The following is a 25825-nucleotide window of genomic DNA, read 5'->3' as shown; positions in this document are numbered from 1 at the left end:
GCAATCCCTCGGTTCCTTTGCCGGAGCCGGGGGATTTTTTTGTTACAGATCTGTAACATTTAACCAGAACCTCTCGTCTGAAGGGTCAGAATCGATAAGGGGGATCTGTTCATGCGTAGAAAAAGTAGACGAGTCAGCAGCGGTGCAAAAGGGTTGTTAATCGTATTGGCTTTAGGCGTGTGGGCAGTCATTCTGTCCGGCTGCTCCGGCTCCTCCGATAATAAGGATTCCGTTTCGAGCGAAGCCTTGTCGGCTCAAGCTCAAGCGGCGCCGATGGCCGGCGCGGCTCCTCGGGAAGGGGAGGCGCTGCAGGACGCGACTTCGGTAAGATTCAGCGAGGCCAAGTCTTCTTCCACATCCTACTCCTCGGATCGCGACAGCCAGGCGGCTGCTCCGGCTGAATCTGCGGCGCCTTCCCAAGCGGCGTCATCCTCTTCGCAAGGTACGGACCTCTCGTCGGGAGCGTCGATCGGCGCGATCGTGGATGCGAACGCGGGTTATAACCGGAAGATGATCTACTCGGCGAACATCGTCCTCAAAGCCGAAAGCTTCCCTAAGGCGGAAGAAGCAGTCACCAACGTTCTATTCCAGAGCGGGGGCTATATCGTCCAATTCTCCGATACGAAGAGCGAGCATGAGATCGGCTCCACCTACGTCATCAAGATTCCTTCCTCCGGCCTCAGCCGTTTTATCGACCGGCTGGCGGAGATCCCGAACGACGGATTCGAACGCAAATTGCAAGGGAACGACGTGTCCGAGGAATACGTGGATCTGCAGGCTCGGCTGGAAGCGAAGCAAGCGGTGGAGACCCGGCTGCTCGCATTTATGGACAAGGCGACGAAGTCGGACGATCTGCTGAAATTTTCCAACGAGCTGGGCAGCGTTCAGGAAGAGATCGAGCGGATCAAAGGCCGCATGCGCTATATCGACCAGAACGTTGCCTTTTCCACCGTCAATCTCCGCCTCTATCAGACGATCGGGGAGGACGCCGTCGTTCCGGGAGAGAAAGAGAAGAAGGGCCTCGGCGACAAGCTGTCGGATGCCATGCAGGCTAGCACGAACGCGTTGGGCGATATCGGAGAGGGCTTGCTGACCTTCCTTGCCGCCATTCTGCCCATCCTGCTCGCGCTGCTCGTGATCGGCGGGCCGATCTGGTGGGGCGTGCATCGCTCGCGTGCCGGAAGACAAGAGAGAGCGGAAGCCAGAAGGAAGCTGCTGAACGAGCCGAACGCCGACTCCAAAGCGGATATGCAGAGCCCGGAAGCCGCGCCGCAGAAGGATTCTCCAGATTCAGACAGCTAAAAGGCGAACGGAAGTTCGATTCTTTAATCCCTTTAAATATTTTTTTGACAATCCTGCTCAAGAAGCAGGATTTTTATTTTATGGGGCGAATAATTCATCATATGTGGTTTAAAGTGGGGGAAAGTGGTGGAAGATGGAGGGGGTGAAGAGGGCCGATGTTTTTAGGGGAATTTCAGCACACGATCGATGATAAAGGAAGAATCATCATTCCTGCGAAGTTCCGCGAGGCTCTCGGAACCGACTTCGTTGTTACCCGAGGATTGGACAACTGCTTGTTCGTCTACCCCCGCGAAGAATGGAACTCTCTCGAGCAGAAGCTTAAGCAGCTTCCACTCATGAAGTCCGACGCCCGCGCCTTCACGCGCTTCTTCTTCTCGGGCGCTTCGGAATGCGAGTGGGACAAACAGGGAAGGGTAAATGTGCCCGGCCACCTGCGAGATTATGCCAAGCTTGAGAAGGATTGCGTCGTCATCGGAGTCTCCACCCGCGTGGAGATCTGGGACAAGGCGACTTGGGATGCCTATAACGACGCTTCCCAAGCTTCCTTCAACGAGATTGCCGAGAAGCTGGTCGATTTCGACTTCAACTTCTAACCCCCGCCCATGCAGGCGGAGCTGACCATCGTTTACACATTGCTGCCTATAAATTAGACAAATCAGAACGACCCCGAGAGGTTGCGGGAGGATCCTATGAATTTTCACCATATTACCGTGCTGAAGGAAGAAGCGGTCGAAGGCCTGCGCGTCCGGCCGGACGGCATCTATGTCGATTGCACATTGGGAGGAGCCGGGCACAGCGAGTTGATCGCCTCCAAGCTCCGGCCTCCGGGAAGGCTGATCGGACTGGATCAGGACGAGATTGCTTTGACCCACGCGCGGCAACGGCTTCAGCCATACGAGGAAGTCGTCACCTTGGTGAGAAGCAACTTCCGCCATCTGACCGAAGCGCTGCGGGGAGCGGGGGTGCCCGAGACGAACGGCGTGCCCCAGGTCGACGGCATTCTGTTCGATCTTGGCGTCTCCAGCCCTCAGCTAGACGAGGCCGATCGAGGCTTCAGCTACCAGCACGACGCCGATCTGGACATGCGCATGGATCGCAGCCAGACCCTAACGGCCAAGGAGATCGTGAACGAGTGGGACGAGCAGGAGATCGCGAACATTCTGCGAGACTACGGCGAAGAGAAGTTCGCCCGCAAGATTGCCCGTCAGATCGTGCAAGCGAGGGCCAAAGCCCCGATCGAGAAGACGGGCGAGCTTGTCGAGCTGATCAAAGCCGGCATTCCCGCCGCGACAAGAAGGACCGGGCCGCATCCGGCGAAGCGTTCCTTCCAGGCGCTCCGAATCGCGGTGAACGACGAGCTTGGAGTATTCGAGGATGCGCTTAAGCAAGCGATCGAATGCGTCAAGCCCGGAGGACGGATCTCCGTCATCACCTTCCACTCGCTGGAGGATCGAATCTGCAAGACCATTTTCCAGAAGGAAGTCGCGACCTGCCGCTGCCCGCCGGACTTTCCGGTCTGCGTCTGCGGCTGCGGAGACGGCCGGCTGCGGCTCACGCCTCGCAAAGCGATACTTCCTTCCGAAGCGGAGCTCGAAGCGAACAACCGCGCCCGTTCGGCGAAGCTGAGAATCGCCGAGAAGATCTGACGAGCGGCGGACTAGGGATGAACTTAGAAGAACCAAGACATAGAGCGAGTCGAGAATGCCCGGACGGGATCAAGCAAGGGGGAAAATAAAGATGCAATACTATGGCAACCTGGCACTTAGCCCGGAACGCAAGAAACAGGAGCAGCAGGCTAACCAGCGGCGTCCTAAGACGCCGCCTTCCAACCGGCCTCGCCGCCGCACCATCCCGGTGGGCGAGAAGCTTCTCTACTTGCTGACGGTCGTCGTTTTCGTCGCCGTGGCGGGTCTCGTTGTCTATCGTTACGCGGGACTCTATGAATTGAATCGCGAGATTCAGACGACAACCTCGTCGTACGAGGAGGAAGCGGCGCAGACCAAAGTGCTGCAGCAAGAGATCAACACGCTGAAGGACCCTAATCGCATTAGGGAAATGGCGACGGCATTGGGCATGGTGCCGATCAGCCAGCAAGAAACCCTGTCCTCCTCTAACGGTCAAACCGCGACGGCTCTGCAGCCGTGAGCATGAGTAAGGGTGATTAGGATGACCAAGAGAATCAAGATTCGCACGTTGCTTTTAGGAGGGTTTCTGACCCTCCTTTTTCTCGGTTTATTCGGTAGAATCTTCTGGGTACAGATCGTGAAGGGCGATTTCTGGCTGTCGCAGGCCAAACAAACCTGGATCACGAGCAAGCCCTTGACGCAGGAACGGGGGACGATGACGGATCGCAATGGTAAGGTGCTGGCGTCCGACGCGGTCGCTTATACGCTGGCGGTCAGTCCGAAGCAGATCAACGCTCTGGAGGAGAAGCATCCGTCCTGGAGGCTGAAGGACCAGATCGTCTCGAAGCTTCATCTGGTGCTGGATAAGCCCGAAACGGAGATCCGCGCGGCTATCGACGCCAAGAAGAAGGACGGAACCTATTTAGATCAGCGCGAGATTCGGCCGGAAGGCTGGAAGATGGATAAAGAGGTCGCCGACCGCTTGATGGCATTCCGCGAGGAGATGCGAGAGTTGACGGGCATGTCGAATGTCGGCATCTACTTCACGGAAGAGCAGAAGCGCTATTACCCGAACGGGTCCCTCGCGTCGCAAATCCTCGGCTACGAGAACAAGGACGGCGTGGCCGTCATGGGGCTGGAGAAGACGCTCGACGAGGAGCTGCGGGGGGAAGCCGGGCATATCACGTACGAGAAGGACGGCATTCGCACGCAGCTGGCAGACGGAGTGCTGGACATCAAGCAAGCGGTGGACGGCAAGAACGTTCAGCTGACGCTCGACAGCGATATCCAATTCTACATGGAACAAGCGCTGCGCCAGGAATATTTGAAGGATCGTCCGATCTCCGTTACCGCGATCGCGGCGGATCCGAAGACGATGGATATCCTCGGCATGGTGAGCTTGCCCGAGTTCGACCCGAACAACTATTGGGATTACAGCAGCAACCTGGCCGCCTTTAAGAACAATGCGATCCAGTCCGTCTATGAGCCGGGCTCGACGTTCAAGATCATGACGCTTGCGGCCGCGGTTCAGGAAGGCAAATTCAATCCGAACGCCTCTTACCAGTCGGGAAGCATCAGCATCTCGAAACGGGACAAGCCGATCCATGATCATAACGGCGTCGGTTGGGGACCCATCACGTATCTGGAAGGCTTGAAGCGCTCCAGTAACGTCGCGTTCGTTAAGCTAGGTTACGAGATGCTGGGCAAGGAGAAGTTCGCCGAATACATCAACAGCTTCGGCTTCGGCGCGAAGACGGGCATCGAACTTCAAGGCGAAGTGCTGGGCAAGACGACGTTGACATGGAACCGGGACTACGCTTCGGCCACGTTCGGACAAGGGGTAACCGTCACGCCGATTCAGCAGGTCGCCGCGGTCGCGGCCGTCGCGAACGGCGGCAAGCTGATGCAGCCCCATCTGGTCAAGTCGATCACCGACCCGAAGACGGGGGAGAAGACGGTGACCGAGCCGAAGGTGATCCGCCAGGTCATCTCGGAGGAAACGTCCCGCCTCGTCGGCCAATACCTGGAGCAGGTCGTCAGCGACCGGGAGATCGGTACCGGACGCAACGCGTACATTCCCGGATACCGGATCGCGGGGAAGACCGGCACCGCGCAGGTTGCCTCGAAAGGCGGCTACGCGGCGGACAAGTACGTCGTATCGTTCATCGGATACGCGCCGGTAGAGGATCCGAAGATCGTTCTCTACGTTCTGGTCGATCAGCCGGATATTCCGCTGGCGGGAGGAAGTTCGGTCGCCGCTCCGATCTTCAAGCAGATCATGGAGCAATCGCTTCGCCATCTGGGCGTGCAGCCTAAGCTGGATGACGCGGCCGACAAGAAAGATTCGAAGAAAGGCGAGGAAGACGGCGCTCCTGCAGCCGTCACGGCCAATGTGCCGGACGTGACCGGCATGACGGTCGCCCAAGCGAAGAGCGAACTGGCGAATCGCGGCTTTAATGTCGAAGTGCTAGGCAAAGGAGGCAAGGTCCTTCAGCAGCTCCCGAAGGCGAACAGCATGATTCCGACCTCGCAGCGGATCTATCTCGCGACCGAGAAGAATGTCGGCAGCGTGCCTAATCTCGAAGGAATGTCGTTGCGCGACTCGCTCGAGATGTGCTCGCTGCTCGGCGCCAAGTGCCTGACGAGCGGCGACGGCTACGTGGTCGCCCAAGAGTCGGGCAAAGCGAACGGCCAGCTTGTGCTGACGCTGACGCTCGCGGCGCCGGGACAAGAGGACGCGGCGCTTCAGGCCGCTGCCGCCAAGCGGGACGAGAAGGAAGGCGACGGCGAGGAAGGCGATTCCGGCTCCGATCCGGGCAGCGGCGACGCCGGGAAGGATACCGGAGGCCAAGGCTCGGATGAGCCGTCCGGCGCCGGATAAGGTGGGGTGAATGCCGCCCCGCAAAGTCAGAAACGACTTTGCGGGGCGGCTATTTATTTTGGTAGGGGGCGGGTATTCCGTCGCTTGCTCAGCGGGCGGAACTCTGCTGGCTGCTCTGCTCTGTGCGCCTAACCGCCGAGATAGTCTCAGATGAGACTAACTCCGCCACAATCGCCTCGCCCGTTGCCGAGATAGTCTTAGGTGAGACTAACTCCGCCACAATCGCCTCGCCCGTTGCCGAGATAGTCTCAGGTGAGACTAACTCCGCCTCACGCACCCCGCCAACCGCCGAGATAGTCTCAGGTGAGACTAACTCCGCCTCACGCACCCCGCCTACCGCCGAGATAGTCTCAGATGAGACTAACTCCGCCGCAAACGCCTCGCCCGCTGCCGAGATAGTCTCAGACGAGACTAACTCTCCCCCCGAAGAGGAGCGAGGTTACCCGAATGGCTAGTGAGCAGCGGGGACGCGGAGGCGAGGAGATACAATCGAACGTTTGACGGGAGCAGGATCTTCGATAGCACCGCCATGTCTTAGCGACCGCCACCCGTCTTAGCCTCTTCTTCCATCGGCCCGAGGTTCTAACGCTTGTATTCCCGGAATAGCTTGGAATGAATAGGAATGGGCTTGTTCTACCCATTCCGTGCCATGCGGCGGCAGGGCGTTCCGGTGAGGAGGGAGAGCTTGAAGAAAATATCGCAAGTGACGGTGCGCAGGCGCTTGTTTATCGTGCTGATCGGCATCGTGATCGGATTCGCGGCGCTTTTGTTCCGATTGGGGTATGTTCAGCTGTGGATCGGCGGCGAGCTGTCTGCCAAGGCGGAGGACTCCTGGAGGCGGCAGATCGTCTATGAGGCCAAGCGAGGGGAAATCGTCGATCGCAACGGCGTGAGGCTGGCGTATGACATCAGCTCGCCGACGGTTTACGCGATTCCCGTTCAAGTGAAGGACAAGGCCGGCACGGCGGAGAAGCTGGCTCCGCTATTGGGCATGACGCAGGAGAAGCTGGTCACGCTTCTCTCCAAGAAAGAGATGAACGTCCGCTTGGCGCCGGGCGGGCGCAAAATCACGACCGAGCTGGCGAAGCAGATCAACGCGCTGAATCTCCCGGGCATCGAGGTGGCGGAGGACAGCAAGCGCTATTACCCGTTCGGGCCGCTTGCGTCCAGCATTCTCGGCATTACCGGCTACGACGGCGGGCTTACCGGCGTGGAGAGCAAGTACGACAGCCTGCTCAAAGGGTTGGATGGCAACATCTCTTATCTCGCGGATGCGGCGGGGAGGGGAATGCCGGGCTCCTCCGAGAAGTACCAGGCGCCGAAGGACGGTCTGACGCTCCAGTTGACGATCGACCAGCCGATCCAGCAGATGATCGAGCGGGAGCTCGATCAAGCGATGCTGAAATACCAGCCGAACAGCGCCCTGGCGATCGCGATGGATCCGAATACGGGCGAGATTCTCGGGATGGCGAGCCGGCCGACCTTCCAGCCGGACAAGTACCAGGAGGCGAAGCCGGAAGTCTACAACCGGAATCTGCCGATCTGGATGACGTACGAGCCCGGGTCCACCTTCAAGATCATCACGCTCTCCGCCGCGCTGCAGGAGGGCAAGGTCGACCTGAAGAACGAGCATTTCTACGACCCGGGCTACATCGACGTGGCGGGCGCCAAGCTCCGCTGCTGGAAGAAGGGCGGGCACGGCAGCCAGTCGTTCCTCGAGGTGGTGGAGAACTCGTGCAACCCGGGCTTCGTGACCCTCGGGCAGAGGCTTGGCAAAGAGAAGCTATTCGAGTATATTAAAAACTTCGGCTTCGGCAAAAGAACCGGAATCGATCTGGGCGGCGAGGAGAACGGGATTCTGTTCAAGCTGAACCAGGTCGGCCCCGTCGAGCTGGCGACGACCTCCTTCGGCCAAGGCGTGTCGGTGACGCCGATCCAGCAGATCACGGCGGTGGCGGCGGCGATCAACGGAGGCAAGCTCTATAAGCCTCACGTCGCGAAGGATTGGATACAGCCCGGTACCAACAAGGTGCTGGAAGAGGTTCAACCGGAGCTGGTGAGGCAGGTGATCTCGCCCGAGACGTCCAAGAAGGTGCGGGAGGCGCTGGAAAGCGTCGTCGCGCAGGGCACAGGCGGCCCGGCCTTCCTCGACGGCTATCGGGTCGGAGGCAAGACGGGGACGGCGCAGAAGGTCGTGAACGGCCGCTATTCGCCGAACGAGCACATCGTCTCCTTCATCGGCTTCGCGCCCGCCGACGATCCGAAGCTGGTCGTGTACGTGGCGATCGACAACCCGCAGGGAATCCAGTTCGGCGGACTCGTGGCGGCGCCCGTCGTCAAGGGCATCATGGCGGACGCGCTCCCTTACCTTGGCATCGAGCCGAGAAAGGAACAGATCGAGAAGGAGATCAAGCCTTATATCGATACTCCCATCGTCACCGTTCCGAATCTCGTGGGCAAGACGGTGTCCGATCTGTACGAAGACATGAACACGAACTTCCGGCTGTCCTCTTCGGGTAAGGGGCAGACCGTGCTCCGCCAGGCCCCGGCAGCGGGCGCCCGCGTCGAGAAGGGCTCGGTCATCCGAATCTATCTGGGAGCGGAAGGCGGCGATTAAGCCGCCTATCTTTTCTCATAAAAGCGTGCCCCCTGTTAAAAAAGGTTCATTTTCAGGAAATGAGCGCGATTCCCCTTGTAGTGGGGGAATGGTTGGACGATAATGAGAATAATGTTTGTGCGTCGAAGGAGGCGGAATGAAGATGAGATTGCGCGAATTGACGAATCACCTCCTTGTATCTAGCACCGTCGGCGACGATGATCTGCTTGTTCAAGGAATCGAGGCTGACTCCCGCAAGGCGGCGCCGGGGCAGCTGTTCTTCTGCTTGCCGGGCCACACGGTGGACGGCCATGACTTTGCGCCGCAAGCGGTAAGCCAGGGGGCGATCGCCCTGGTCGTATCCCGCCGGCTGGAACTGGACGTTCCCCAAGTGATCGTTCCGGACGTCAGGCAGGCGCTGGCCATTCTGGCCGATGTCTGGTTCGGACATCCGTCCGCGAAGCTGAAGCCGATCGGGGTCACGGGAACGAACGGCAAGACGACGACGACTTACCTGATCGAGAAGATCCTGGCGGATGCGGGCAAGAAGCCCGGCGTCATCGGCACGATCGAGAAGAGGTACGCGGGCAGCAGCTTTCCGATGTCCGGCACGACTCCGGATATCCTGGAGCTGCAGAAGACGTTCCGGGACATGCTGGACGCGGGCACGGAGCGCTGCGTGATGGAAGTGAGCTCCCATGCGCTCGAGCAAGGACGGGTCAAAGGGACGCGCTTCCGCACGGCGATTTTCACCAACCTGACCCAGGACCATCTCGACTATCACGGAACGATGGATGCCTATGCCGACGCCAAGGGGCTGTTCTTCTCCAGGCTGGGCAACGCATACGCCGATTCTCTGGAGGACCGCAGCTTCGCGATCCTGAACGCGGACGACGACGTTTCGAAGCGCTACGCCAAGATGACCTCGGCGGAAGTCGTCACGTACGGCGTCGAGAACGAGGCGCTTGTGCGAGCTTCTAATGTACGCATTACCTCCCGCGGGACCACTTTCCGCCTACATACCTTTAGAGGAGATTGCGACGTTCAGCTTCGCCTGGTCGGCAAGTTCAACGTTTATAACGCGTTGGCCGCTCTGGCAGCGGGACTCTGCGAAGGCATCGCGCTGGCGGACATCGTGAAGAGCCTCGAATCGACCCCGGGCGTTCCGGGACGCGTCGAGGCGGTCGACGAAGGCCAGAGCTTCGCCGCTATCGTCGATTACGCGCACACTCCCGACGGGCTCGACAACGTCCTGCGGACGGTTCGCGAGATCGCATCCGGACGAGTGATCTGCGTGTTCGGCTGCGGCGGGGACCGGGACCGCACGAAGCGCCCGATCATGGGCAAGATCGCGGCCGAATGGTCGGACCATATCTTCGTGACGAGCGACAATCCGAGGACCGAGGATCCGCTGGCCATCCTGAGCGATATCAAGGCGGGGCTGACGGAAGCGGGAGTGGATCCGGCGCGTTATGAGCTGGAGCCCGATCGCGAGAAAGCGATCCACAAAGCGGTTGAAATGGCAAGCCCGGGGGATGTAGTATTGATAGCGGGGAAAGGCCATGAGACCTATCAATTGATTGGCGGCGTCACCTATGATTTCGACGATCGTCTCGTGGCGGGAGCCGCGATAAGGAGCGTATTGAATTGATGCAAGCTACTCTTCGGGAAGTATCCGTCTGGTGCGGTTCTAGCAGCTTTCCGAAAATATTCGAAGCAGGAGACCGGCTGGCCGGCGGAGTGTCGACGGACACGAGAACGCTGCAGCCGGGGCAATTATTCGTGCCTCTTGTCGGCGAGCGGTTCGACGGGCACGACCATTTGGCCGCCGCGGAAGCGGACGGCGCCGTTGCGTCGCTCTGGCAGGAGGATCGGCCTCTTCCGGAGACTAAGCTCCCTCTCATTCTCGTTGCCGACACGCTCGTTGCCCTGCAGCGGCTGGCGGAAGGCTATCTGGACCGACTGGGAGCCAAGGTTGTCGGAGTGACCGGCAGCAACGGCAAGACGACGACGAAGGACCTGATTGCTTCCGTTCTGGCCACGACCTACCGGGTGGTGAAGACGGAAGGCAACTTCAATAATCATATCGGCCTGCCGCTGACGATTCTTCGCGCTCCGGCGGATACGGAGGCGCTCGTCCTGGAGATGGGGATGAGCGGACTCGGCGAGATCTCGCTGCTGACGGGAATCGCGAAGCCTCACGCGGCGGTCATCACGAACATCGGCGAATCCCATCTCCTGCAGCTCGGCTCGCGGCGGAACATTGCCCGGGCGAAGCTTGAGATCGCGGAGGGCCTGCGGGACGGCGGCACTCTCGTCTATAACGGAGACGAACCGCTGTTGGCGGAGGAACTGGCCGCATCGCCCGTTCGCGGCGATATCCAGCGGATCACCTTCGGCGCCGGGGAAGGCTGCCGGCTGCGGCTTGGCGAAGCCCAAGCAAGCGAGGCGGGGGGAGAGTTCACCGTTCAGGACGAACCCGGCTACGTCTACGCGATTCCGGTGCCCGGACGCCACAACGCGCTTAACGCGCTTGCCGCGATCGCGGTCGGCCGTCTGTTCGGCGTCTCCAGCGAGCGCATCGCGGAGGGGCTGAGATCCGCTCCGATGACGGGGATGCGCATCGAGAGATCGAACGCCTGGAACGGAGCGGCCGTTCTGAACGACGCCTACAACGCGAGCCCGACCTCGATGAGGGCGGCTATCGATCTCGTAGGCAGCCTTCGTCCCTCGGGCCGTCGCTGGCTCGTGCTCGGCGACATGCTGGAGCTGGGCCCGGACGAAGCGGAGTTCCACGCCGGTATCGGGCGTTATGCGGGCGGGAAGGCGGAAGCCGTTCTAGCTTACGGCCCGTTGTCTCGGCGCATCGCCGAGGAAGCATCGCCGCTGTATCCCGCTGGCGCGGTTAGGCATTACGACAACAAAGAACAATTGATAGCGGATTTGCTTGCCGAGCTGAAGCCGGACGATCTGGTGCTGGTCAAAGCCTCCAGAGGGATGAAGCTGGAGCAAGTCGTATTCGCGTTGCACAAAGGAGCCGTGGGGTGAGATCATGGACTATTCTTCTACATTATGGACGCTGGGAGTATCCTTCGTACTAGCGGTCTTGCTCGGTCCGGTCTGCATTCCCATTCTCCGTCGGATGAAGTTCGGGCAGACCGTTCGCGAGGAAGGGCCGCAATCGCATCTGAAGAAAACCGGTACGCCGACGATGGGCGGCATCATCATTCTGCTCGCGCTGACGCTGGCGTACCTGAAGTTCGCAGACGGAGGACTGGCCTTCTGGGCGATTCTGGTCGCCTGCTTGGGCTTCGGGCTCGTGGGCTTCTTGGACGATTACATCAAAGTCGTATTGAAACGTTCGCTAGGCCTCACGGCAAAACAAAAGCTGTTCGGCCAGCTGCTCTTCTCGATTATTTTCTGCGTGCTGCTTCATCGGATGGGGCACAGCACCGCGATCAGCTTCCCGGGTATCGACGGCTCGCTTGATCTGGGCTGGGGCTATTATGCGCTCGTCATTATCATCTTCTTCGCTTCCAGCAACGCCGTTAACTTTACGGACGGACTGGATGGCTTGCTGTCGGGGACAAGCGCCCTGGCGTTCGGGGCCTATACGCTGATCGCGCTTGAGGCTGCCCAATCCCAATCCGCTATTTTCTCCGCCGCGATGATAGGGGCCGTTCTCGGCTTCCTCGTTTACAACGCGCATCCGGCGAAGGTATTCATGGGGGATACGGGCTCGCTCGGAATCGGCGGCGGCTTGGCGGCCGTCGCGATCCTGACGAAGACGGAACTTCTGCTCATCATCATCGGCGGAGTCTTCGTGCTCGAGATGCTGTCCGTCATCATTCAGGTCGCATCGTTCAAGACGAGAGGCAAACGGGTGTTCAAAATGAGCCCCATCCACCATCACTTCGAGCTGACCGGCTGGTCCGAGTGGCGCGTCGTGACGGTGTTCTGGACGGTCGGCTTGGTGCTTGCCGCGCTCGGCTTCATTCTGTACAAGGGGCTATAAAGACATGAGACCATTAGAAGATTACAGAGGCCGCCGAGTCGTCGTCCTGGGACTGGCGCGCAGCGGAGTCGCTGCCGCCAAGTTGTTCCATAAGATCGGCTCGGAGGTTGTCGTGAACGATCGCAAGCCGCGGGAGCAAAGCCCCGAAGCCGAGGAACTCGAGGCTTTGGGCATTTCTGTTATTTGCGGGGGTCATCCTGCCGATTTGGTGTCGAAGGATGTCGCGTTGCTCGTCAAGAATCCGGGCATCCCGTATTCGGCGGATCCGCTCGTGCGCGCGGCCGAGCTGGGCGTCGAGATCGTCACGGAGGTCGAGGTGGCCGGAAGGCTGAGCCGCGCCCCGATTATCGGGATCACCGGCTCGAACGGCAAGACGACCACCACGACCTGGACCGGCGAGCTGCTTGCCGCGGCCGGCTTGTCCCCGATCGTTGCGGGCAACATCGGAAGGCCGCTTAGCGATGCGGCGGAGGAGATCGAACCGAATGGCTGGCTCGTCGCCGAGCTTAGCAGCTTCCAGTTGAAGGGCACGGCGGATTTCAAGCCGCGCATTGCCTGCTTGCTAAACTTGGCGGAGACGCATCTGGATTATCATGGAACGATGGACGACTATGTCGCTTCCAAGGCGAAGCTGTTCGCCAACCAGACGGAGGAGGATACGGCCGTGTACAATGCGGACGATCCGATCTGCGCCCAGCTGTCGGAAACGTTCCGGGCGGCGAAGCTGCCGTTCTCTCTCGCGAGCCGGCTGGAGAAGGGTGTTTTCGTCTCTCCGGCTTACCCGCTGCCGGGCTCCGGCGAGTCGGAGAACGAAGCGGCGTCCTCCGCGGAGCGCTGGATCGTCTACCGGCCGGGAGACGGCAGCGAGCGGCGCATCGTTCAAGTCGAGCGCCTGGGCATTCCCGGGAGGCATAACGCAGCCAACGCGCTCGCGGCGATCGCCATCGCTCTAGCGGCAGGCGCGCAGCCTGAACGATTGAAGGAGCCGCTCGAGAGCTTCCGCGGCGTCGAGCACCGACTGGAATTCGTCGGCACCTTCGGCGGCGTGAAGTATTACAACGACTCGAAGGCGACGAACCCGACCGCGACGACGATGTCGGTGTCCTCGCTGCCGGCTCCGCTAATTTTGATCGCGGGCGGACTGGACCGCGGTTCGGACTACATGGAGCTGCTTCCGTTTTTCCGGGATCGGCTTCAAGGCATCGTTCTTCTCGGCGAGACGAGAGAGAAGATTCGCAAGGTGGCGGAGGCCGCCGGTTTAACGGCGGTCAAAGTCGTCGAACCTGTGGGTGATGCCGCCGATACGCTGCGACTTGCCGTAAAGGAAGCTGCCGCCATGGCTTCGCCGGGAGATACCGTGCTTCTCTCTCCCGCGTGCGCAAGCTGGGACATGTTTCCATCGTACGAGGTTCGCGGCCGCATTTTTAAGGAATCGGCGCATACGCTGTAAGAAGGGGGCTTGTCCCCACTTCTTCGCCACGTGAGGTGTCCGGTACCATGGTCAAATCCCGCACCACCCCCGACATTTGGATGATCGTCGCAACATTAGGCATTCTGGCCATCGGCGTCGTCATGGTTTACAGCGCCAGCGCGGTCGCGGCCTTTCATGACTATGGAGACAAGTTCTACTACGTCAAGAGGCAGCTGATCTTCGCCGGCATCGGCGTCGCCGCCATGTTCGCCACGATGAATATCGACTACACCCGATGGAAAAAATGGGCGCCTGCGGGTTTGATCGTCTGCTTCGCGTTTCTCGTCATGGTGCTGATTCCGGGAATCGGCGTCGTGCGCGGGGGAGCGCGAAGCTGGCTGGGAATCGGGAGCCTTGGCATCCAGCCGTCCGAGTTCATGAAGCTGGCCATGATTCTTTTCCTGGCCCGCATGCTGTCCGAACGGCAGAACGAGCTGGGTTCGTTCACGAAGGGACTGCTTCCGCCGCTCGCGATTCTCGGGACGGCCTTCGGTCTCATCATGCTGCAGCCGGACCTCGGCACGGGCGCCGTCATGATCGGAGCCTCGCTGCTCGTCATCTACGTCGCTGGCGCGAAGGTGTCCCATCTGGCCGGACTCGGCGCGATCGGCCTGGCCGGCTTCGTCGGCCTCATCGCTTCGGCCCCCTATCGCCTTGCCCGGATCACGGCGTTCCTCGATCCATGGCAGGATCCGAGAGGAGACGGCTATCAGGCGATTCAATCCCTGTTTGCCATCGGGCCCGGCGGGCTCGTCGGGCTGGGGCTCGGCATGAGCCGTCAGAAGTACAACTATCTGCCCGAGCCGCAGACGGACTTTATCTTCTCGATTCTTGCGGAAGAGCTTGGCTTCATCGGAGGCTCGCTTCTGCTTGTCCTATTCTTATTGTTGATTTGGCGGGGGATGAGAACCGCGATTACGATCTCCGACCCGTTCGGGAGCTTCCTGGCGGCAGGGATCGTCGGCATCATCGGCACCCAGGTGCTGATGAATGTCGGCGTCGTCATCGGCCTTCTGCCCGTAACGGGGATTACCCTTCCGCTTGTCAGCTACGGGGGATCCTCTCTGACGCTGCTCTTGACGGCGCTCGGAATCCTGCTTAATTTATCCCGTTATTCGAGGTGACTTGGAATGCGTCTAGTGCTTACCGGGGGAGGAACCGGTGGACATATTTATCCGGCGCTTGCGATCGGCCGAGAGGTGGCCGAGCAAGAACCGGGATCTTCGCTGCTTTACATCGGAACGACCAAAGGGCTCGAGAGCCGAATCGTTCCGAATCAGGGGCTTCCGTTCGAGAGCATCGACATTACCGGCTTCCGCCGGTCGCTGTCGATGGAGAACGTGAAGACCATCGTGCGGTTCCTCCAGGGAGTGAGACGATCCAAGCAATTGCTTCGTCAATTCAAGCCGGACGCCGTCGTCGGTACCGGCGGTTATGTATGCGGTCCGGTCGTTTACGCGGCTTCCCGTCTGGGAATCCCGACTCTCATTCACGAACAGAACGTCATGCCGGGCCTCACGAACAAGTTCTTGAGCCGTTACGCCGATGGCGTCGCCGTCAGCTTCGCGGATTCCTTGCCGCACTTCTCCGGCAAGCGCAACGTCGTGCATGCCGGCAATCCGGTCGCGTCCACGGTCGTCAAAGCGGACCGCGGCCGCGGCTTCCAGTCGCTCGGGCTGCCCGCGAACACGCCGTTCGTCCTGGCGGTTGGGGGAAGCCGCGGGGCCAAAGCCCTTAACGAAGCGATCCTGCAGATGCTGCCCGGGCTGGACAATCTGCCGGACGTTCATTTTGTTTTTGTCACCGGAGAGCGTTATTATGAAGAAGCGCGTGCTAGATTAGAAGAGCTCCCCGCAGCGGTCAAGGGCAGGGTGCATGCGCTGAACTACATCAACAACATGCCCGAGGTGCTGTCTGCCGCTTCGCTGGTCGTCAGCCGCGCAGGCGCATCGTCGTTGGCGGAGATCACGTCTCTTGGCATCCCGTCGATCCTGATTCCTTCGCCGAACGTCACGAACAATCACCAGCAGCCCAATGCGGAGAGCTTGGCCGACGCGGGGGCGGGCGTGATGATTCTGGAGAAGGATTTGACCGGCGAGAAGCTGCTGAAGAACGTGTCGGAGATTATGAAGGACCGCGTTCGCCGGCAGGCGATGGCCGAAGCCTCGAGAGGCCTCGGAATGCCGAAGGCCGCTTCTTCCATCTATGAACAGATCAAAGGAATCGTCAAATAAGAAAGCATAGGAATAGCAGAGCCGAATGCTTGTCTGCTGGGCGACTGTCACCACCTGTTGGCTATCGACATAAGATACAGCGTGATCATGACTGTCGAGCTATTAAGGTTCTGGTGCGGACGACAGCGGCGAGCCGGATTATCTAGGGTAGGGGGAGCAATCATGCAGCAGTTAGCCGCGGAACTGGAACAAGCCCAGGTCGGCGACGTCAGAGTGGGCGAACCGCTGGCGAAGCATACGACTTGGAAAATCGGAGGACCTGCGGATCTCTTCATCGTTCCCGAAACCCAGGAAGAGCTAGCGACGTCGCTTCGCATCCTGAACCGTCATGGCGTTCCATGGACGACGCTCGGGCGCGGCTCCAACACTCTCGTCTCCGATAAAGGCGTGAGGGGAGCGGTTATCAAGCTCGGAGGAGGTTTCGACTTCGTCGTTTTCGATGGAGAGACTGTAAGGGCGGGAGCGTCGTATTCCTTCGTCAAGCTATCCGTTGTAGCTGGGAAGGAAGGCCTTACCGGCTTGGAATTCGCGGGAGGAATTCCGGGTTCGGTCGGAGGAGCCGTTTATATGAACGCCGGCGCGCACGGCTCGGATGTGTCATGTATCCTTAAGTCGGCGGACATCGTCTGGGAAGACGGGACGTTGGAGAGATGCGGCAAGGAAGAGATGGGCTTCGCCTATCGCCATTCCAAGCTTCAAGAACGCAGGGGGATCGTAACGGAAGCTTCATTTCAATTGAAGAGCGGCGACCGCAAAGAGATCGCCGCCGCGCTGGCGACCTACAAGGATCGCCGGCGGCGTACGCAGCCGTTGCAGATGGCTTGCGCGGGCAGCGTGTTCCGGAACCCGCCGAACGATCATGCCGCGAGGCTGATCGAAGCCGCAGGATTGAAGGGCGCCCGCGAGGGCGCGGCGGAAGTATCCTTGCTGCATGCCAACTTCATCGTCAACCACGGCGGTGCGAAGGCCGAGGACGTTCTCACCCTCATACACCGGGTTCAGAGCACAGTGGAAGACCGATACGGAATCCGACTGGTGCCGGAGGTTCTCCTGATGGGTGAGCGGTAATCCGGAGGTGAAACCCTTGGACAAATTGGTGATTGAAGGCGGTAAGCCGCTTTCGGGCACCATTCGCATCCACGGAGCCAAGAATGCCGCCCTGCCGATTCTTGCCGCCAGCATGCTGGCGGAAGGAGCGGTAACGCTTCGCAACGTACCTCGTTTGCTCGATATCGAAGTGATGCTGAATATTTTGCAAGACCTTGGTTGTCGTACCGATCACACCGGAGATGTCGTCACCGTAGACAGCAACGCCGCGTTCTCCTCGCATGTGCCGGAGAGCCTGATGAGGCTGATGCGCTCCTCCGTCTTCCTGATGGGCCCGCTGCTCGCGCGATTCGGCGAAGTGGAGGTGTATCAGCCGGGCGGATGCGCGATCGGAGAACGCAAGATCGATCTTCATCTTCGCGGGCTTCAAGCGCTCGGAGCCGAGATTCAAGAGACGGGAAGCCGCATCGTTTGCAAGGCGGAAAGGTTGACCGGAGCCGAGATCATTCTCGATTTTCCAAGCGTCGGAGCAACCGAGAACATTATGTTGGCTGCCGTTCTGGCTTCGGGTCGCACGACGATCGTCGGTGCGGCGCGCGAGCCGGAGATTCAAGACCTAGAGCGTTTCCTGAACGCCATGGGCGGGAAAGTGACGGGAGCCGGGACCGATACCGTATGCATTGAAGGCGTCGAATCCCTAAGCGGATGCGACTTCGAGATCATTCCCGATCGCATCGTAACCGGAACCGTGATGGTCGCCGCCGCGGCGACCCGCGGGGACGTAACGCTAACGGGCACAAGGCCGGGACACCTGACATCCCTGATTCATGTCATGCGCCGCGCCGGTGTTCATATCGACGTCGAGAATGATATAATGAGAGTCATCGCGAGATCGCGTCCCAAGTCGGTCGATCGGGTTGTCACTTCGCCTTATCCGGCTTTTCCGACCGATCTCCAAGCTCAATTGATGATTCTGCTCTCCATCGCGGATGGAGTCAGCGTCGTCAAGGAAACGGTTTTTGAAGGCCGATTCAAGCATGTGGACGAATTGGGACGCATGGGGGCGGATATTCGACTCGATCTCAATACGGCATTTATTCGGGGAGTTCCGCAGCTATACGGAACGACCGTCGAAGCGTCGGATCTCCGGGCGGGAGCGGCGCTGGTCATCGCCGGCCTGGCTGCGGACGGACGGACAACCGTGGAGCAGGTTCATCATATCGACCGCGGCTACGATCGGATCGAACAGATGTTCAGCGGCCTTGGCGGAGACATCATGCGCCTGCCCTTCGAAAGAGTAACAACCGGCTCTCATCGGTAATTGAGTCCCCGCTGGAGCGGAAACTTCCTTTGGCGGGGTTTCTTTTTACCGGTGAACCGGACAAGCCAGGCAACTTAAGAGATGGAAGGGAGAACAGTTCATGTCGGAGCGGATTCCCGCCTTGAAGCTGAATAACGCGGAGAAGCGGGGACCCGCAGAGAAGAAGCGCGGTCGCAAGCTTCTTTGGATTGTCATCGCGCTGTTCGTATGTCTAGGAATCTTTCTTTTCTTCCGTTCGGATCTCTCGAAGATTACCGATATCGAGGTCGGCTCTTCCGTGCATACGACCAAAGAGCAGATTCTTAAGGCCTCGGGAATCCAGCTAAAGGATTCCTTCTTTACGACGGATACCAAACAATCGGAACGCAAAATCGGCGAACTGCCGACGATCGAGAAAGCGAGAGTCGTCAAGAAGTTTCCCGGCAAGGTCGAAATCACGGTGCAGGAGTACAAAGAGGTAGCCCTTGAACTGGACGGTCAAGGCAACGCGCTTCTTGTCTTGGCGAACGGTTTGTCGGTTCCTCTTCCGGCAGGGCAGGTTCTTCCGGACAAGCCCGTCTTGACGGGGTGGAAGGCGGAGGATTCCAGTCGGAAGGCCATTTGCGCCGTGCTTGGCGGCATGCAGTCAAGCCTTTTGAGGGATTTGTCGCAGATCTCTCCCGATCCTTCTAATGCGTACCCCGACCGTATCAAGATCTATACGAGGTCGAAGTTCGAGGTGGTTACGACCGTCTCCCGCTTGGCGGACAAGATGACCCTGCTGAGCGAGATCGTAGAGAATCGGGAGCCTGGAAGGGTCGTGCTGCTCGAGGCGGACACATACCTGCCCTATTCGGCAGAAAATGCGTCCTCAGCCGCTTCACAATCCGAAACAAGCGAGTAAACATAAGGAAAAGGGCCCTACTCAAGAGGATTAATCAATGTTAAAATTTCATGTATCTGCTTCGAGCATTTCCCTTTTTGAGGGATTTAAAAAATATGGGCAAGAAACATGAAAATTTTTGTTGAAAAAAGAGGGAAAACCTCACAGATGTTGAATATGTAGAGGAAGCATCCCATTTCCCAGCTTTTTCATCGACTAATTGGAGGTGCCACCGGTTGAGTAGCAACGACCTCATCGTCAGCCTGGACATCGGCACGTCGAAAGTCCGGGTGATTATCGGGGAAATCAGCAACGGGGCCATTAACATTATTGGCGTCGGTTCCGCGGATTCGGACGGAATTCGCAAAGGCGCCATTGTGGATATTGACCAAACCGTTCAATCGATCCGAAGCGCCATTGACCATGCGGAGCGCATGGTCGGAATTACGATCAATGAAGTTTACGTCGGCATTGCCGGCAATCATATTGCGCTACAGAGCAATCACGGTGTCGTCGCTGTATCTAACGAAGACAGAGAGATCGGCGAAGAAGACATCGAGCGAGTTTTGCAAGCGGCCAAGGTGGTTGCGCTGCCTCCCGAACGAGAAATCATCGGCCTGCTGCCGAAGCAATTTCTCGTAGACGGACTGACGGGAATTCAAGACCCGCGAGGGATGATCGGAGTTCGTCTGGAAGTTGAATGTACCATTATTACGGGTACGAAGGCTGCCGTACATAACTTGATGCGCTGCGTAGAGAAAGCAGGCTTGCGTATCGCTCCATCCGGCATTATCCTGATGTCGCTCGCCTCCGGAATGATGGCGTTGACCAAGGACGAGAAGCAGATGGGCACCGTTCTGGCCGATATCGGAGCCGGAGCGACGACAATCGCTATCTTCGAAGGCGGAAGCCTTGCGGCTGTGTCTACTCTTCCTATCGGAGGAGATTACGTCACGAGCGATATTTGCTATGGACTAAAGACTCAGACCGAACACGCAGAGATGATCAAGCTCAAGTACGGATGCGCCAGGATTGACGATGCCGCTTCCGACGTTACCTTCAAGGTAATGAGAGTCGGAACGAATGCGGAGAAGGAATTCTCCCAAGCGGACCTGTCCGCGATCATCGAGCCCCGCATGCAAGAGATCTTCCATATGATCCGTCAAGAAGTCAGAAGGCTCGGCTACCTTGACAAGGTGAACGGCTATGTCTTGACCGGAGGATCGGTTACGATGCCGGGCGTGCTTGGGCTTGCTCAGATCGAGCTTGAGTCCAGCGTGCGCATCGCGGTGCCTGACTTTATTGGCGTACGCGATCCGTCCTACAGCAGCGGCGTGGGCATGATTCAATACGTCACGAAGTACGTTCGCATCCGCGGAGGATCGGCAAGCCCGAAACGCGTCGCGAAGAGCAAGGCTGCCAGCCCAGCTGCGTCGTCCAAGCCCGGCGTGTTCGAATGGTTCAAGAATATGTTCAAGGAATTTATATAAGCCGCCGCTTATAGTTGATCTACAAAGCGATGCGAGGAGGAAATGCGAATATGTTGGAATTTGATTTTGAGATGGAACCGCTCGCTAAAATAAAAGTAATCGGTGTTGGTGGCGGCGGCAGTAACGCGGTAAACCGAATGATCGAGAACGGGGTCAAGGGCGTCGAGTTCATTACCGTCAACACCGACGCTCAAGCTCTTCACCTTACGAAGTCCGAACAGAAGCTGCAGATCGGGGACAAGCTTACCCGCGGTCTCGGTGCGGGCGCGAACCCGGAAGTGGGCAAGAAGGCCGCGGAAGAATCCCGAGAAGCGATCATGAACTCGCTACGCGGTTCCGACATGGTGTTCGTCACCGCCGGCATGGGCGGCGGAACGGGAACGGGAGCCGCTCCGGTTATCGCGGAATTGGCCAAAGAATGCGGAGCTTTGACGGTCGGCGTCGTAACCCGTCCGTTCACCTTCGAGGGCCGCAAGCGTTCCTCGCAAGCCGACCAAGGCATTGAAGCCCTGAAGGAGAAGGTCGACACCCTTATCGTTATTCCTAACGACCGCCTGCTTGAGATCGTTGACAAGAAAACTCCGATGATGGAGGCATTCCGCGAAGCAGACAACGTTCTGAAGCAAGCGGTGCAAGGGATCTCCGACCTGATCGCCGTTCCTGGCCTGATCAACCTCGACTTCGCCGACGTGAAGACGATCATGACCGAGCGCGGCTCGGCTCTCATGGGTATCGGCGTTGCAAGCGGCGAGAACCGCGCGATGGAAGCCGCCAAGAAAGCGATCATGAGCCCTCTGCTGGAGACATCCATCGAAGGCGCTCGCGGCATCATCATGAACATCACCGGCGGATCGAACCTGTCCTTGTTCGAAGTCAACGAAGCGGCCGAGATCGTTATCTCCGCTTCCGATCCGGAAGTGAACATGATCTTCGGAGCAAGCATCGACGACAGCCTGAAGGACGAGATCAAAGTCACGGTCATCGCGACCGGCTTCGAGCACAGAGCCCAAGCTCGCCGCGGATTTGCCGCTCCTCAACAACAGCAACCGCAACAACAGCATGGACAACAGCATGCGGCTCCTCAAGCGGATCCGCACGAAGGCCGCACCGCAAACAACGGCAGCAACCTTCGTCCATTCGGCAGCAACAACCTTGGCAGCGATCAACTGGACATTCCCGCTTTCCTGCGCAACCGTCCTCGTAACGACCGCTAATGCCAAGCCAAGTCTTGTTTTGAACGGAACTCATTGATCCTAATGATCAAGCAGCGGGCCTATCCCTTTACGGGGTAGGCTTTTTTATACCCATCCGGACTTTACTTTCCATTCCTTCCGCACCTACACCGCACCCGCACCCACCACCCACATCGCACCCACATCGCACCCGCATCGCACCCGCATCGCACCCACACCGCACCCACACACATCGCCCACACACGTACACCTAATCCATTTCTGACTCGTTATTTAACGCTATCTTCAAAACACATAACTATCTCCCCCTATCCAACACTTGCCCCATTATGCCGCCTCTCCCGCTGGCTCAGGAGAAGGATCCTCGATTGCCATTCACCATTTGCTTAGAGATGGCTAAACGTACGACTTCAACATTTTCATTCCGTTTCAAGTACAACGGAGATGGTATCCGTTAAATCGAGTTTCTAAGTTAAGCGGCGGCCAGATGCGACAGAGAATAGGCCATGCAGGCTTGGGCTATCTGCCGGCTGATGCTAATGCTAGCGGAGGTAATTGAGCTAACGCTAGTTCTTTTACTCGAGCTAGTGTTGGTACTGGAGCTAGTGCTGTTACTGGAGCTGGTGTTGGGGACGGAACTAGAGCTAGTAGCGGTAATAGTGCTGATGCTAGTGCCGATGCAATTGCCGGTGTTACCGTTCCTAGCCGCAGCATTCCATCGAAAAGTAAACTCAGCCAGGTATTTCGGCAACGAACGGGGATGGACGCCGCGATAAATGCCGTTAATTTGCTTGTAGCTTGCTTTGTAGATAGAGACCAGGCTGCGACAACGCTTGATGGTCAGCAACTGACTGTGATAGATGGTATTCGAAAGTGTGTCCGCATCATCGGAGAAATGCGTCTCACGGAACAGATCACGTCCGCTCGGCTTGAGGGAATAATTCATCATATGAGTACGAGGGACGACCATCATCGCGAGGCGATCCGGCTCTCCGTTCTCATCCAAGGAGATTCCAACGGCAATCGGATGCTGTTTCTCGGTCAATTCATACCCGGAATCAATCGTCCAGCCCATGACCGAGATTCCAGCTTGAATCTCGCCTGAAAGCTTCTCCGGGGGCAACAGGCTAAGGCAATGTCGAATCTTATCCAGCATGGCGTAAGCCGTCTTATAAGTGACCTTCAGCAACTTGCCCAATAGCACGGCATTGACGCCGGCGGCTGGGCGGCCTAGGAGCTTCATGGCATACAGCCATTTCGACAAGGGGGTTCGAGTCCCTTCCAATGCAGTACCCGACGTCACGGACGTTTGGCAGCGGCAGTGCACGCATTCGTATAGAGGCAATCTCCTAGTAGAAATGATATAACAGTCCTTATGGCCGCAGGAAGGACAGCGATAGCCAGACGGCCACCTGCATTGATAGAAATAGTCGTAGCAGGCCTCTTCGCCACCCGATTCCAGAAGAAAAGCATCATAGGTATCATCCACACGAATCACCCCAAAAGCGAACGTTTGTTCCTATATTAAGTGTAACATTTTCCGAGTTTAATTGCAATCATTTTCCAATTAGCAATCCAGCCGCTATTGATAGGTTCTAGTGATTGTTGAATGCCTGGACTACTCCTGAGCGAAAGGGAGAGGCGCCTTAAGGGGCGTCATTAGGGAGAAGGGGTGAAGTGGGGGGGGATGGGGGAGTGGTGAGAGTGGGGAGAGGCGCCTGAAGGGGCGTCATTAGGGAGAAGGGATGAAGTGGGTGAAGTGGGTGAAGTGGATGAAATGGGGGATTGGGGGAATAGGGTACTGAGGGGAATAGGGTCGCGGAATAGGTTTGAAGCCAATAGAGAATCGGGCGCCTGGGAAGTCTCGGGCTTTGCTTGTTAGGTATGCTCCGACAAAAAAACAAAGGTCAGGACGCCACGAATAGACAGACACCGAAAATCAAACGGATTATACTGGGTTCATCCATCCCGGCCTTGACCGCTCACGGTTCCGGGGCGACAAAGGATGGCGATCCCTCGTGACTGTTTATGTGGATTTGGTATTCTTCACGAATCTTGCCGTGGACGGAACGGTTCTTCTTCTGACGGCAAAGGTGAGGAAGCTTCAGCCCAAGAGACGGAGAGTGGCTCTGTCGGCGGGGCTGGGAGCGGCTTATGCCGCCATGATGTTCCTGGCGAGCGTGCCGTATCTCTATTCGTTCGCGGCAAAGCTTATGGTGTCCGTTCTCATGCTGTTATGCGCGTTCGGGTATGGAGGCTTGCTTCGATTCATACGGCTGTTCGTCGCTTTCTATGTCGTTAATTTTGCGACGCTTGGCGGCGTCATCGGGACTTCCTTCTTGTTGACACAATCCGGCAGCCCTTGGAAGGCGATGACGGTTACGGCGGACGGAGGCCTGCTTCTCAGCTGGCAGCTGCAATTGGGGCTCTTCGCGGCAACATTCGCCCTGTCCGTCTGGATGTTCAGGGGAGCATCGGCGAGCACGGAGCGCCAACAGCGGCTCGAGTCGTTGCTCGTAGACGTCGTCGTAACGGTGGACGGAGAGAGCTGGAGCTGCAGGGGATTGGTGGATACCGGCAACCGGCTCTACGACCCCTTGACGAGGATACCGGTCATGATGATGGAAGCCTCCTTATGGAAGGATAAGCTTCCTTCCGGATGGGCGGAACGCTTGCATCAGGAGCCGGCCGATCAATTGCTGGCGGAATTGGACGGACTTCGGGAAGACGGATTTGCTTGGGGGGAGCGGATACGCCTGGTCCCCTATCGCAGCTTGAACGGAACGACACGCTTGCTGCTGGCGATCAAGCCGGACTCTGTCTCGATCGTCAGCGGGTCATCGGAGGAACGAATATACCGACGGGTACTCATTGGAATGGATGGAGGCTCTATCTCGCCGGATGGAACCTATCGCGCAATCGTGCATCCTGACCTGGGAATGACGGATTCCACTCCGTCAATTCCTTCCCAACCCGCGTGACAGGAGGCTGATGAAATGCTCGTAAAATGGAAGCTGATGTCCCAATTGACGTTCTATCGCCTGTTATTCCGGTTCGGATGGAAGAGCGAGGAAGTCTATTATATTGGAGGCAGCGAAGCGCTTCCGCCCCCGTTGACGAGGGAGGAAGAAGAATATTTGCTGGAACGCCTCCCGAGCGGGGACGCGGCGATTCGGGCGATGCTGATCGAGCGGAACCTTCGCTTGGTCGTCTACATCGCCCGCAAGTTCGAGAACACCGGCATTCACATCGAGGATCTGGTGTCTATTGGCGCGATCGGGCTGATCAAGGCGGTCAACACGTTCGATCCCGAGAAAAAAATCAAGCTGGCCACGTACGCATCCCGCTGCATCGAGAACGAAATTCTTATGTATTTAAGGCGCAACAGCAAAACCCGCACGGAGGTTTCTTTCGACGAGCCGCTCAATATCGATTGGGACGGCAACGAACTTCTGCTGTCGGATGTTCTCGGCACGGAGAACGATACGATTTATCGCAATATAGAGGAGCAGGTGGACCGCAAACTGCTTCATAAGGCGCTCGACAAATTAAGCGACCGCGAACGAACGATCATGGAATTACGATTCGGCCTCGCGGACGGAGAAGAGAAAACGCAGAAAGACGTGGCCGATCTGCTCGGCATCTCGCAATCCTACATCTCCAGGCTGGAGAAACGAATCATCAAACGGCTGCGCAAGGAATTCAACAAAATGGTGTGACCGGAATAAAAAAGCCGGATCGAATAAAAACACCTGCCGCGGAGATACTTTACATTAACGCTGCTCCCC

At 58.2% G+C, this 25825-nt stretch carries 20 protein-coding genes and 1 pseudogene; 19 read left to right on the top strand and 2 right to left on the bottom strand.

Translation table 11 applies throughout. The features are described 5' to 3' along the window. Nucleotides 1-111 precede the first annotated feature (111 nt). The 17 genes from ELR57_RS03225 (at nt 112) to ftsZ (ending at nt 22058) form a co-directional block, all read left to right on the top strand. Nucleotides 112-1302, top strand: a complete 1191-nt coding sequence (locus tag ELR57_RS03225; RefSeq protein ID WP_126957213.1) for a DUF4349 domain-containing protein — start codon at nt 112-114, stop codon at nt 1300-1302. 155 nt (nt 1303-1457) lie between these two features. Further along, nucleotides 1458-1895, top strand: coding sequence for a division/cell wall cluster transcriptional repressor MraZ (gene mraZ, locus ELR57_RS03220; protein WP_126957211.1), 438 nt, complete (start codon nt 1458-1460; stop codon nt 1893-1895). A gap of 96 nt (nt 1896-1991) precedes the next feature. Then, on the top strand, nt 1992-2948 hold the full coding sequence (gene rsmH / locus ELR57_RS03215; RefSeq protein ID WP_126957209.1) for a 16S rRNA (cytosine(1402)-N(4))-methyltransferase RsmH: 957 nt from the start codon (nt 1992-1994) through the stop codon (nt 2946-2948). A gap of 91 nt (nt 2949-3039) precedes the next feature. Then, a complete protein-coding gene (ftsL, locus tag ELR57_RS03210) occupies nt 3040-3447 on the top strand; it encodes a cell division protein FtsL (RefSeq protein ID WP_158629915.1) in 408 nt (135 codons plus the stop codon). Between the two features lie 21 nt (nt 3448-3468). Beyond that, nucleotides 3469-5808, top strand: a complete 2340-nt coding sequence (locus ELR57_RS03205; protein WP_126957205.1) for a penicillin-binding transpeptidase domain-containing protein — start codon at nt 3469-3471, stop codon at nt 5806-5808. A 685-nt stretch (nt 5809-6493) separates the two neighbouring features. Then, a complete protein-coding gene (locus ELR57_RS03200; RefSeq protein ID WP_238162382.1) occupies nt 6494-8425 on the top strand; it encodes a stage V sporulation protein D in 1932 nt (643 codons plus the stop codon). A gap of 142 nt (nt 8426-8567) precedes the next feature. Next, nucleotides 8568-10055: a UDP-N-acetylmuramoyl-L-alanyl-D-glutamate--2,6-diaminopimelate ligase gene (locus ELR57_RS03195; RefSeq protein WP_126957203.1), complete on the top strand. Its 1488-nt coding sequence runs from the start codon at nt 8568-8570 to the stop codon at nt 10053-10055. After that, complete coding sequence (locus ELR57_RS03190; RefSeq protein ID WP_126957201.1) at nt 10052-11452, top strand: UDP-N-acetylmuramoyl-tripeptide--D-alanyl-D-alanine ligase; 1401 nt, start codon at nt 10052-10054, stop codon at nt 11450-11452. The genes ELR57_RS03195 and ELR57_RS03190 overlap by 4 nt, the downstream gene beginning before the upstream one ends. A gap of 4 nt (nt 11453-11456) precedes the next feature. Further along, a complete protein-coding gene (gene mraY / locus ELR57_RS03185; RefSeq protein ID WP_126957198.1) occupies nt 11457-12419 on the top strand; it encodes a phospho-N-acetylmuramoyl-pentapeptide-transferase in 963 nt (320 codons plus the stop codon). 4 nt (nt 12420-12423) lie between these two features. Beyond that, entirely contained in the window at nt 12424-13869 is a 1446-nt protein-coding gene (murD, locus tag ELR57_RS03180) for a UDP-N-acetylmuramoyl-L-alanine--D-glutamate ligase (RefSeq protein ID WP_126957196.1), read from the top strand. A 47-nt stretch (nt 13870-13916) separates the two neighbouring features. Then, complete coding sequence (gene spoVE / locus ELR57_RS03175) at nt 13917-15014, top strand: stage V sporulation protein E (RefSeq protein ID WP_126957194.1); 1098 nt, start codon at nt 13917-13919, stop codon at nt 15012-15014. A gap of 6 nt (nt 15015-15020) precedes the next feature. After that, on the top strand, nt 15021-16124 hold the full coding sequence (murG, locus tag ELR57_RS03170) for an undecaprenyldiphospho-muramoylpentapeptide beta-N-acetylglucosaminyltransferase (protein ID WP_126957192.1): 1104 nt from the start codon (nt 15021-15023) through the stop codon (nt 16122-16124). A gap of 162 nt (nt 16125-16286) precedes the next feature. Further along, nucleotides 16287-17192, top strand: coding sequence for a UDP-N-acetylmuramate dehydrogenase (gene murB / locus ELR57_RS03165; protein ID WP_126957190.1), 906 nt, complete (start codon nt 16287-16289; stop codon nt 17190-17192). Nucleotides 17193-17208: 16 nt separating this feature from the next. Beyond that, complete coding sequence (gene murA, locus ELR57_RS03160) at nt 17209-18492, top strand: UDP-N-acetylglucosamine 1-carboxyvinyltransferase (protein WP_126957188.1); 1284 nt, start codon at nt 17209-17211, stop codon at nt 18490-18492. A gap of 100 nt (nt 18493-18592) precedes the next feature. Beyond that, nucleotides 18593-19375, top strand: coding sequence for a cell division protein FtsQ/DivIB (locus ELR57_RS03155; RefSeq protein ID WP_126957186.1), 783 nt, complete (start codon nt 18593-18595; stop codon nt 19373-19375). Between the two features lie 215 nt (nt 19376-19590). Then, complete coding sequence (gene ftsA / locus ELR57_RS03150) at nt 19591-20844, top strand: cell division protein FtsA (RefSeq protein ID WP_126957184.1); 1254 nt, start codon at nt 19591-19593, stop codon at nt 20842-20844. 50 nt (nt 20845-20894) lie between these two features. Next, a complete protein-coding gene (gene ftsZ, locus ELR57_RS03145) occupies nt 20895-22058 on the top strand; it encodes a cell division protein FtsZ (protein WP_126957182.1) in 1164 nt (387 codons plus the stop codon). Nucleotides 22059-22509: 451 nt separating this feature from the next. Here ftsZ and ELR57_RS03140 read toward each other — a convergent pair whose 3' ends face one another. Then, nucleotides 22510-23301 carry a hypothetical protein gene (locus ELR57_RS03140; RefSeq protein WP_238162381.1) on the bottom strand — a complete coding sequence of 264 codons (792 nt, stop codon included), beginning with the start codon at nt 23299-23301 and terminating at the stop codon, nt 22510-22512. A gap of 60 nt (nt 23302-23361) precedes the next feature. Continuing rightward, nucleotides 23362-23526, bottom strand: a pseudogene (locus ELR57_RS28565) (transposase); the annotation flags it as partial. Between the two features lie 529 nt (nt 23527-24055). On the opposite strand from ELR57_RS28565, the gene spoIIGA reads away from it, so the two are divergent. Both spoIIGA and sigE read left to right on the top strand, forming a co-directional pair. Beyond that, nucleotides 24056-25018 carry a sigma-E processing peptidase SpoIIGA gene (gene spoIIGA / locus ELR57_RS03135; RefSeq protein WP_158629913.1) on the top strand — a complete coding sequence of 321 codons (963 nt, stop codon included), beginning with the start codon at nt 24056-24058 and terminating at the stop codon, nt 25016-25018. A 15-nt stretch (nt 25019-25033) separates the two neighbouring features. Next, nucleotides 25034-25756: an RNA polymerase sporulation sigma factor SigE gene (gene sigE / locus ELR57_RS03130; RefSeq protein ID WP_126957176.1), complete on the top strand. Its 723-nt coding sequence runs from the start codon at nt 25034-25036 to the stop codon at nt 25754-25756. Nucleotides 25757-25825: the final 69 nt, after the last annotated feature.

The sequence above is a fragment of the Cohnella sp. AR92 genome (genome assembly GCF_003990975.1).
GTDB lineage: Bacteria > Bacillota > Bacilli > Paenibacillales > Paenibacillaceae > Cohnella.
This window is presented reverse-complemented; position numbering and strand designations above follow the sequence as displayed.

Coding starts and splice junctions, on each gene's coding strand:
- sigE (WP_126957176.1), top strand. CDS start 25,034: ATGCTCGTAAAATGGAAGCTGATGTCCCAATTGACGTTCTATCGCCTG.
- murB (WP_126957190.1), top strand. CDS start 16,287: ATGCAGCAGTTAGCCGCGGAACTGGAACAAGCCCAGGTCGGCGACGTC.
- ftsL (WP_158629915.1), top strand. CDS start 3,040: ATGCAATACTATGGCAACCTGGCACTTAGCCCGGAACGCAAGAAACAG.
- ELR57_RS03195 (WP_126957203.1), top strand. CDS start 8,568: ATGAGATTGCGCGAATTGACGAATCACCTCCTTGTATCTAGCACCGTC.
- ELR57_RS03205 (WP_126957205.1), top strand. CDS start 3,469: ATGACCAAGAGAATCAAGATTCGCACGTTGCTTTTAGGAGGGTTTCTG.
- ftsZ (WP_126957182.1), top strand. CDS start 20,895: ATGTTGGAATTTGATTTTGAGATGGAACCGCTCGCTAAAATAAAAGTA.
- mraZ (WP_126957211.1), top strand. CDS start 1,458: ATGTTTTTAGGGGAATTTCAGCACACGATCGATGATAAAGGAAGAATC.
- murG (WP_126957192.1), top strand. CDS start 15,021: ATGCGTCTAGTGCTTACCGGGGGAGGAACCGGTGGACATATTTATCCG.
- murD (WP_126957196.1), top strand. CDS start 12,424: ATGAGACCATTAGAAGATTACAGAGGCCGCCGAGTCGTCGTCCTGGGA.
- spoVE (WP_126957194.1), top strand. CDS start 13,917: ATGGTCAAATCCCGCACCACCCCCGACATTTGGATGATCGTCGCAACA.
- ELR57_RS03155 (WP_126957186.1), top strand. CDS start 18,593: ATGTCGGAGCGGATTCCCGCCTTGAAGCTGAATAACGCGGAGAAGCGG.
- ELR57_RS03225 (WP_126957213.1), top strand. CDS start 112: ATGCGTAGAAAAAGTAGACGAGTCAGCAGCGGTGCAAAAGGGTTGTTA.
- mraY (WP_126957198.1), top strand. CDS start 11,457: ATGGACTATTCTTCTACATTATGGACGCTGGGAGTATCCTTCGTACTA.
- rsmH (WP_126957209.1), top strand. CDS start 1,992: ATGAATTTTCACCATATTACCGTGCTGAAGGAAGAAGCGGTCGAAGGC.